Annotated in this window: 1 rRNA gene; it reads left to right on the top strand. The window is 55.1% G+C overall.

Annotation, left to right across the window (positions count from 1 at the left end):
- The first annotated feature begins 173 nt into the window (after positions 1–173).
- Positions 174–1,702, top strand: a 16S ribosomal RNA gene (locus tag HMPREF3162_RS07020).
- Positions 1,703–1,811: the final 109 nt, after the last annotated feature.

Below are 1,811 nucleotides of genomic sequence, written 5' to 3'. Positions count from 1 at the left end.
GTCTGTTCTTTGTCAACTCAATAGCGTGTTTGTTTGTTTCGTGGTGCCAGATTTTTTGTTTTCTGGCCATGGATTTTTTTGATTTGTAGCAGGATGATGCTGGCAGCTGTTGTGGTTGTTGGTGTTGTTTTGTTCTTGTCAGTTTTCTTTTGGTTGGGATCTTCTTTTTGTTTTTAGTGGAGAGTTTGATCCTGGCTCAGGACGAACGCTGGCGGCGTGCTTAACACATGCAAGTCGAACGCTGAAGCTTGGTGCTTGCACTGGGTGGATGAGTGGCGAACGGGTGAGTATCACGTGAGTAACCTGCCCCTGACTTCGGGATAAGCCTGGGAAACTGGGTCTAATACCGGATATGACCATCTTTCGCATGTTGGGTGGTGGAAAGTTTTTTCGGTTGGGGATGGGCTCGCGGCCTATCAGTTTGTTGGTGGGGTAATGGCCTACCAAGACGACGACGGGTAGCCGGCCTGAGAGGGCGACCGGCCACACTGGGACTGAGACACGGCCCAGACTCCTACGGGAGGCAGCAGTGGGGAATATTGCACAATGGGGGGAACCCTGATGCAGCGACGCCGCGTGGGGGATGACGGCCTTCGGGTTGTAAACCTCTTTCAGTAGGGAAGAAGCCTTTGGGTGACGGTACCTGCAGAAGAAGTACCGGCTAACTACGTGCCAGCAGCCGCGGTAATACGTAGGGTACAAGCGTTGTCCGGAATTATTGGGCGTAAAGAGCTCGTAGGTGGTTTGTCGCGTCTGCTGTGGAATCGTGCCGCTTAACGGTGCGCGTGCAGTGGGTACGGGCAGACTGGAGTGCAGTAGGGGAGTCTGGAATTCCTGGTGTAGCGGTGAAATGCGCAGATATCAGGAGGAACACCGGTGGCGAAGGCGGGACTCTGGGCTGTTACTGACGCTGAGGAGCGAAAGCATGGGGAGCGAACAGGATTAGATACCCTGGTAGTCCATGCCGTAAACGTTGGGAACTAGGTGTGGGGTCCATTCCACGGATTCCGCGCCGTAGCTAACGCATTAAGTTCCCCGCCTGGGGAGTACGGCCGCAAGGCTAAAACTCAAAGGAATTGACGGGGGCCCGCACAAGCGGCGGAGCATGCGGATTAATTCGATGCAACGCGAAGAACCTTACCAAGGCTTGACATGCACTGGAATCGCCTAGAGATAGGTGCGCCCTTTGGGGCTGGTGTACAGGTGGTGCATGGTTGTCGTCAGCTCGTGTCGTGAGATGTTGGGTTAAGTCCCGCAACGAGCGCAACCCTCGTTCTATGTTGCCAGCACGTGATGGTGGGAACTCATAGGAGACTGCCGGGGTCAACTCGGAGGAAGGTGGGGATGACGTCAAATCATCATGCCCTTTATGTCTTGGGCTTCACGCATGCTACAATGGTCGGTACAGAGGGTGGCGATGCCGTGAGGTGGAGCGAATCCCTTAAAGCCGGTCTCAGTTCGGATCGTAGTCTGCAACTCGACTACGTGAAGTCGGAGTCGCTAGTAATCGCAGATCAGCAACGCTGCGGTGAATACGTTCCCGGGCCTTGTACACACCGCCCGTCAAGTCACGAAAGTCGGTAACACCCGAAGCCGGTGGCCTAACCTGTGTGGGGGGGAGCCGTCGAAGGTGGGACCGGTGATTGGGACTAAGTCGTAACAAGGTAGCCGTACCGGAAGGTGCGGCTGGATCACCTCCTTTCTAAGGAGCAACACAATCAAACACACTCTTAAGGACTGCTGCTGTTTGGTGGTGGTGGTTGTGGGGGTGTGTTGTGGTAGGCCCTGACATCCAGGTTGGGTGTGTGGGG

Source organism: Brevibacterium sp. HMSC07C04, from assembly GCF_001815905.1.
In the GTDB taxonomy this organism is placed as follows: Bacteria; Actinomycetota; Actinomycetes; order Actinomycetales; family Brevibacteriaceae; genus Brevibacterium.
Note: the sequence above shows the minus strand (reverse complement) of the source record. Positions and strands in the feature narration are given on the sequence as shown.